5 protein-coding genes and 1 pseudogene are annotated in these 7,018 nt (G+C 67.2%); 1 reads left to right on the top strand and 5 read right to left on the bottom strand.

What is annotated here, in order from left to right; genetic code table 11:
• The first annotated feature begins 70 nt into the window (after positions 1–70).
• The gene (locus B1964_RS16990) at positions 71–1,333 is read left to right on the top strand and encodes an MFS transporter (RefSeq protein WP_079930604.1); all 1,263 of its coding nucleotides are present in this window, start codon (positions 71–73) and stop codon (positions 1,331–1,333) included.
• A gap of 204 nt (positions 1,334–1,537) precedes the next feature.
• Here the strand turns inward: B1964_RS16990 and B1964_RS16995 are convergent, their stop codons facing one another.
• The 5 genes and pseudogenes from B1964_RS16995 to B1964_RS17015 form a co-directional block, all read right to left on the bottom strand.
• Positions 1,538–2,746, bottom strand: a complete 1,209-nt coding sequence (locus B1964_RS16995; protein ID WP_014360914.1) for a fatty acid desaturase — start codon at positions 2,744–2,746, stop codon at positions 1,538–1,540.
• Positions 2,747–2,790: 44 nt separating this feature from the next.
• A complete protein-coding gene (locus B1964_RS17000; protein WP_006370351.1) occupies positions 2,791–4,113 on the bottom strand; it encodes a fatty acid desaturase in 1,323 nt (440 codons plus the stop codon).
• Between the two features lie 145 nt (positions 4,114–4,258).
• Positions 4,259–5,371 (bottom strand): GNAT family N-acetyltransferase, encoded by a 1,113-nt coding sequence (locus tag B1964_RS17005; RefSeq protein ID WP_006370352.1) that lies wholly within the window; start codon positions 5,369–5,371, stop codon positions 4,259–4,261.
• 121 nt (positions 5,372–5,492) lie between these two features.
• Positions 5,493–6,635: a ferredoxin reductase gene (locus B1964_RS17010; RefSeq protein WP_050955267.1), complete on the bottom strand. Its 1,143-nt coding sequence runs from the start codon at positions 6,633–6,635 to the stop codon at positions 5,493–5,495.
• Between the two features lie 115 nt (positions 6,636–6,750).
• Positions 6,751–7,018: pseudogene (locus tag B1964_RS17015) on the bottom strand (hypothetical protein); the annotation flags it as partial.

Raw genomic sequence — 7,018 nt, forward strand, 5'->3', positions numbered from 1 at the left:
TCTTCCATGTAGATGTGGCCATCAGAATCTATCGCTTTTCTTCACGGCGACCGCGCCGCACCATGGACACATGGCTTCGACGACCTCCTCCCCGACCACCCGACTCAGCCGGGTGATCGTGCTGTTGTTCGCGGTGACCGCGGGGTCCTCGGCGGGCTGTCTCTACTACCTGCAGCCCCTGCTGCACGAGGTCGGCGGCGACCTCCACGTCTCGACGACGGCCGCGGGCCTGATCATCTCGGTGACCCAGGTCGGCTATCTGATCGGTCTGGCTCTGGTCGTACCACTGGGCGACTTCCTGGACCGCCGACGGCTCGTCGGCGGGCTGCTGGTCGTGTCGTGCATCGGTTTGGCGATCGCCGCGGCGGCACCCACCTACGCGGTCCTGATGATCATGGTGTTCGCGGTCGGGGTGTCGGCGTCGGCGGCGCAGGTGGTCGTGCCGTGGGCCGCGGCGGTGGCCGGGCCGAGTGAACGCGGCGCCGTCGTCGGCACGGTGATGAGCGGATTGCTCGTCGGCATCCTGTTCTCGCGCGTCCTGTCGGGTCTCATCGCGCAGGCGGGCGGCTGGCGCACCGTGCTCGTCGTCGCCGCGGTCATGCAGGTGATGATGGCCGCGGCCGTGTGGTGGCGGGCGCCGCACACCGCGGTCGAGCGCTCGAACAGCACCTCGTATCCGCGTGTGCTGGCCTCGATCGCGACGCTGATCCGCACGGAGAACGTCCTGCGTCACCGCATGGTGCTCGGCGGGCTGAACATGGCCGCCTTCTCCGCGATGTGGACGGCGATCGCGTTCCTGCTCGCCGGAGCGCACGGCTCGTCGTATCACTTCTCCGACGCCGAGATCGGGCTGTTCGGTCTGGCCGGGGTGGCCGGCGCACTGGCCGCCCCGCGGGTCGGCAGACTCGCCGACCGCGGCTATCTGCGCCACACCCAGTACGGCGTGTGGGTCGTCCAGCTTCTCAGCTGGGGGCTGCTGTGGGCGGGTGCGCATCAGGTGTTGGTGCTGATCCTGGCGCTGCTCGTCTTCGATTTCGGCGTGCAGGGCGTGCAGATCGCCAACCAGGCCGCGGTGTACTCGCTCGACGGCGAGGCACGCTCTCGGCTGACGACCGCCTACATGGTGGCCTACTTCGCCGGTGGCGTCGCGGGTTCGGCGTTCGGCGGGTGGGCGTATCAGATCGGCGGCTGGAACCTGGTGTGCGCTGCGGGTGCGGCCACCGCAGTACTCGGCATCGCGCTGTGGGCGGCGTTCGCGATCGGTGAGCGCGAGCACTCGGTGCAAGGAGTCGCCGCGCAGCAACGGCTGCGCGGCGAAGTCCAGGCGGTCTAGGGCGTGTCTCCCGATTCCTCTGCGATGGATTTGCGAGGTCGATGGTTTCCTGGCAAGGCGGAGGAGGCGCCGTCCTGAGGTGCGAGGCACGAGCCTCGAAGGGGAGCGATAGCGGAGCTATCGTGACCGACGACAACGCCGCCAGGGGACCATCGAGCCGCAAAGACGCGCAAAGGGAATTGGGAGATATGCCCTAAGTCCGACTCAGCGCGCGCGACGGCGCAACCGCCGCCTGCGCCGGGCCTCGGCGATGGCCGAGCGCAGACCGAGCGCCTTGTCGATGCCCGCGAAGCGCCGTTCCGACGCCGTCTCGGGTGCATCGTCGGCGGTGTCGCGCAGGAACCGGTCCGGCAACGCGAGTTTGTTGATGGTGCGCAGCGTCTTGCCGTATTGCACCCACAGCGAGCCGGTCGTGTAGGGCAGATCGTATTTCTCACACAGTTCACGCACGCGCACCGAGATGTCGGCGAGCCGATTGCTCGGCAGATCGGGATAAAGATGGTGCTCGATCTGGTAGCAGAGGTTCCCCGACATGAACGCCATGGCCGGGCCTGCGTGAAAGTTGGCGCTGCCCAACATCTGTCGCAGATACCACTGACCCTGGGTCTCGTCCTCGAGGGTGTCGACGGTGAACTTCTCCGCGCCGTCCGGGAAATGACCGCAGAAGATGACCACGTACGCCCACAGGTTGCGGATCAGATTCGCCGTCAGATTCGCGGTCAGGGTGTGCCGGAAATTCGGGCCGGTCAGCGCCGGGAACAACACATAGTCCTTGGCGACCTGCTTGCCGATCTTGCGACCGAATTCCTTCATCTGCGGGATCGCGACCTCTTTGGGCTTCTCGCCCTGAATGACCTCTTTGAGCGCGAGGTCGTGCAGGCCGATGCCCCATTCGAAGGTGGCCGCCAGGATGACGTTGAACAGCGGCTGCAGCGCGCGTCGCGGTTCCCAGGGCTCGTCGCGGGTGACCCGCAGGATCTTGTAGCCGACGTCGTGATCCATGCCGACGACGTTGGTGTACTTGTGATGGATGTAGTTGTGGGAGTGCTTCCAGTGCGGCGACGCGCACACCATGTCCCATTCCCACGTCGTCGAGTGGACCTCGGGATCGTTCATCCAATCCCACTGCCCGTGCATCACGTTGTGCCCGAGCTCCATGTTCTCGATGATCTTGGCCACTGCGAGCGCGCCGGTGCCCAGCAGCCACAACGACCGCCGATGGCTGCCGAGCAGCGCGAGACGCCCGGCGACCTCGAGGACCCGGTGTGCGAGGATAGTGCGCCGCAGGTAGGTGACGTCGCGCACCCCGCGGTCGGCCTCGATCTCGCGACGCAGCGCGTCGAGTTCGGCCCCGAGCGCCTCGACGTCGGCGTCGGTCAGGTGTGCGTACTCATTGATGTCGGTGATTGCCATCGGTGTCTATTATGCGCTTGCGGCGCCGAGACGGGGAGCCCGCCTCATGCCGCGCGACGCTCCACCACCTGGGACGATCGTCCCACTCGGGTCCGCCGACGCTCGCGCAGGGACTTGATCGCCGAGCGCAGTCCGCGGCGCCGCCCGGTCAACGGGTCGACGGTCGCATGCAATCTGGTGCCCTCGGGCAGACCTTGCTTGAAACGACGTTCGGACGCGGTCTCGGGTGCGTCGTCGGCGGTGGCCGAGAGGTATTTGTTCGGCAGCGACAGCTTGGCGATGGTGCGCCACGACTTCGCGTACTGCAGCGGGAACGAGCCGGTGGTGTAGGGCAGGTCGTACTTCTCGCACAGCGCGCGCACCCGCACCGCGATCTCGGCGAGCCGATTGCTCGGCAGATCGGGGAAGATGTGGTGCTCGATCTGATAGGAGAGGTTGCCGCTCATGAATGCCAGCACCGGTCCGCACCGGAAGTTGGCGCTGCCCAACATCTGTCGCAGATACCACTCGGCCTGCGTCTCGGAGTCGACGTCCTGCTTGGTGAACTTCTCGGCGCCGTCCGGGAAGTGCCCGCAGAAGATGACGGCGTTGGTCCACAGGTTGCGGATGACGTTGGCCATCGCGTCGGCGGTCGCCGCCTTGCGGAAAGCCGTTGCGGCATCCCGCTTGTCGCCACCCAACACCACCGCTGCGGCGGCGACCAGGGTCGGCTGCACGGCATAGTCCTTGGCGAGCTGCCTGCCCACCTTGCGGCCCACGTCGGCCAGATCCCGGCGGAACTGTTCCTTGGCCTCGGGGGTGCGGCGCTTCTTGCCGAGCTCGAGATGCTGTGCGGCAACGCCGTATTCGAACAACAGTGCGAGCAGCGTGTTGTACACCAGGTTGCCCAGGTAGAACGGCCGCCACCGCTGATCGCGCGTCACGCGCAGCAGCCCATAGCCCACGTCGTCATCCATGCCGAGCACGTTGGTGTACTTGTGATGGATGTAGTTGTGGGTGTGCTTCCAATGCGCCGAGGGGTCGGTGTTGTCCCACTCCCACGTGGTCGAGTGCACCTCGGGATCGTTCATCCAATCCCACTGCCCGTGCATCACGTTGTGCCCGAGCTCCATGTTCTCCACGATCTTGGCGACGCCGAGGGTGGCTGCACCCGCCCACCACAGCCCGCGATTGCGCGAGCCGGCGATCATCGTCCGACCGGCGAGCTCGAGTCCGCGTTGGAAGCGGATCGTGTTGCGGATGTAGCGGGCGTCACGCTCTCCGCGTGCCGCCTCGATGTCGGCCCGGATGGCATCGAGTTCGGCGCCGAGGGCCTCGACGTCGGACTCGGACAGGTGGGCGTATTCGGGGATGTCGGTGATCGCCATGGGTTCCTCTCACCTCACGCCGCGGCCGGGACAATCCGCTCCGGCCTACGGCTACGTTTCCGTAACTTACGATAGCGTAGGTTACTGGGCGCGAGCTGTCCAGCCTTGGTGAAACAGACATCGGTGCGACCTCGGTCGGGACCGCTCAGAGTGTGCAGTTCTCCCGCAGGAGCTCGTACCCGACGAGATCCTCGATGTGGCCGTCGGAACTCGCGGCCAGGGGCTGGGTGCCGAACTCGGTGAAACCGGCGTTGCGGGCGAGCGCCCTACTGCCCTCGTTGGAGGCGGCGGCGAACATCGTCAGCCGCCGGATGTCGAGGACATCGAAGATGTGGCGCACCGCCGCCGGGAATGCTTCTCCCAGAACACCTTTGCCGCGCGACGCCGGATGCGTGTAGAAGCCGATCTCGGCGCCGGTGACGTCGTCGATCGCGAAGATCGAGATGTCGCCCATGTATTCGTCGGTCTCCTGATCGGCGACCGCCCAGGTGCAGGTGTTCCCGCAAGCAGCGGTCCACCACTTACGGGTGCGTTCGAGTGCCGCATGTTCGACCGACAGCGGATCGGGGCGCTCGAAGAGGTATTTGCGCGAGATCGGGTCGTCGAGGGTCTCGCGGATCCGCTCGTCATCCTTCTCGGCCAGCGGGCGCAACCGGAATCGTTCGGTGTCGAAGGTGGTGGCATGCCACCGCGATTTCGGTGCGAAGTCGTCGCCGGCATGCCACTTCGCACACCACGCGTCGACAACGCGGCTGTTCATCTCGAGCCAGTCCGGCAGGCGCGCGAGCAGGGTGAACCCGGCGGCGTGGGCGACCCGAAGGCTCGCCAGATTGCCCTCGGCGGCGTGGAACCGCACGACCTCCACGTCGCGTTCGGCGGCCGCATACGTCATCGCGAGCACCACCGCGCGACGCGCGAGACCCGCTCCCCGGGCATCGGGGTGCAGGACGAATCCGACCTCGACGATCCGCCCGGCGCCCTGCAGTTCGACGCTGCCGACGAATCGGCCCTCGTGCTCGATCGCCCAGGTCATGGAGTCGCCGTCGTCCCAACCTCGCAGGGCCCCGTCGATGAATCGCTCGGCGTCGGAACGGCCGTAGGGCGAGGGCATGCGCGCCCAGCGCATGGTCAGCGGGTCGGTGGCATAACCGACCACGCGATCGATGTCGTCGCCCCGGTGTGCCCGCAGGGTGACCACCCCGTCGGAGCAGACCGGAACCTCGGTCGTTTCGGACAGTCGGGACACTTCGGCTCGCACGCGGATCTCCTCCGTGGTCGACAGCAGCCGTGTTCGAGCCTAACGGGTCTGCGGCGACGGGGCGATGTTTGCACCCGATCGATCGGGTCCGGGCACGGCGGCGGGGCGTCGCAGCGCGCTGTCAGACGTCGAGGGTGCAGTCCCCCGCCGCCGCGCTGACGCAGGTCTGGATGCGTTCACCCTCGACATGTTCGACGCCCGACCGCAGGTCGCGAACGCATCCGCGGTCGAGCATCACCACACAGCTCTGACAGATACCCATGCGGCACCCGAACGGCATCAGGACACCCGCCGACTCCCCCGCCTCGAGCAGAGTGGTGGCGCCGTCGACGTCCTGCGTGCGCCCGGAACGGCCGAACGTCACCGTCCCGCCCACCGCGCCCACCACGCCACGCTCGAGGGCGAACCGCTCGATGTGCAGTAGATCGGCATGACCGTCGGCGAACACACCGGAGACCATGTCGAGGAAGGCGCCCGGTCCGCACGCCCACGTCTGCCGCTGCGTCCAATCCGGGCACAGTGCGGTCAGCGAGTCCGGGGTCACCTTGCCGTCGGTCCGGGTGTATTGGATGTGCAGATCGATGACGCCGTCGGCGTGCAAGCGGGCCAGTTCGTCGCCGAAGAGCAGATCCGCGGGCGTCGGGGTGGAATGGATGAGCCGGATGTCGGTGCGCTGGTGGCGGTGAGCCATGGTGCGCAGCATCGAGATGATCGGCGTGATGCCACTGCCGGCCGTGACGAACAAGATCTTGTCCGGAAGTGGTTGCGGGAGCACGAATTCACCTTGCGGTGCGGCCAACCGCACGACGGTGCCCGGCGTCAGGCCGTTGACCAGATGCGAGGACAGGAAGCCCTCCGGCATCGCCTTGACGGTGATGGCGATGGTCCCCTCGTCGCGCGTCGTGTCGGGGACGGAGGTCAGCGAGTAGGAGCGCCAGGTCCACCGACCGTCGACGAGCACGCCGATGCCGATGTACTGACCGGGCACGTAGTCGAAGGAGAATCCCCACCCCGGGCGGATCCGAATGGTCGCCGAGTCCTCGGTCTCGGCGGTCACCGACACGATCTTGCCGCGCAGTTCGCGCGCCGACCACAGCGGATTGGCCAGATGCAGATAGTCGTCGGGCAGCAGCGGGGTGGTCACCCGGGCAACAGCAGCCCGAATCCACTGCCCGCCCCTGGTCCGGGCGGCGATCCCCGACACCGGTTCCTCGAATCGCTCCCGGATGTCCCGAATGCTGATTCCCCCAGCCCTGATCTTCATGGCGCCCATCCTCGAACTCGTCGATCCGCTCACCGGACCACCGTAACCTACGGGAGCGTAGGTTAGCGTGTCGGCGACCGACCGTCAGCGGTTGTCGCCGGGGCGGTGTGGCGTCTCAGAGCAGTTCGAGGAGGAACGGCAGCTCTTGGGTGGCATACCACCCCAGGTCGTGATCCTCGACGTCGCCGACGGCCAGTTCGGCGTCCTCGTCACCGAGGTCGGCGGCGTCGATGACGACCACGGCGTTGCGCACCGCGGCCTCGGCGTCGGCCCCGTCGACGTGCACCGAGGCGACGGCCGAGCGCGGGATCGGTCCGGCGACACGGACCACGGCGTCGTCGAGTTCGGGATGCAGGGTGGGGTTCTCGACGTCGGCGGCCACG

The sequence above is a fragment of the Gordonia sp. i37 genome, from assembly GCF_002043085.1.
Classification (GTDB): Bacteria; Actinomycetota; Actinomycetes; order Mycobacteriales; family Mycobacteriaceae; genus Gordonia; species Gordonia polyisoprenivorans.

What these genes read in the sequence shown, in the direction of transcription:
- B1964_RS16990 (WP_079930604.1), top strand. Translation starts at nt 71, where the DNA reads ATGGCTTCGACGACCTCCTCCCCGACCACCCGACTCAGCCGGGTGATC.
- B1964_RS16995 (WP_014360914.1), bottom strand. Translation starts at nt 2,746, where the DNA reads ATGGCAATCACCGACATCAATGAGTACGCACACCTGACCGACGCCGAC.
- B1964_RS17000 (WP_006370351.1), bottom strand. Translation starts at nt 4,113, where the DNA reads ATGGCGATCACCGACATCCCCGAATACGCCCACCTGTCCGAGTCCGAC.
- B1964_RS17010 (WP_050955267.1), bottom strand. Translation starts at nt 6,635, where the DNA reads ATGAAGATCAGGGCTGGGGGAATCAGCATTCGGGACATCCGGGAGCGA.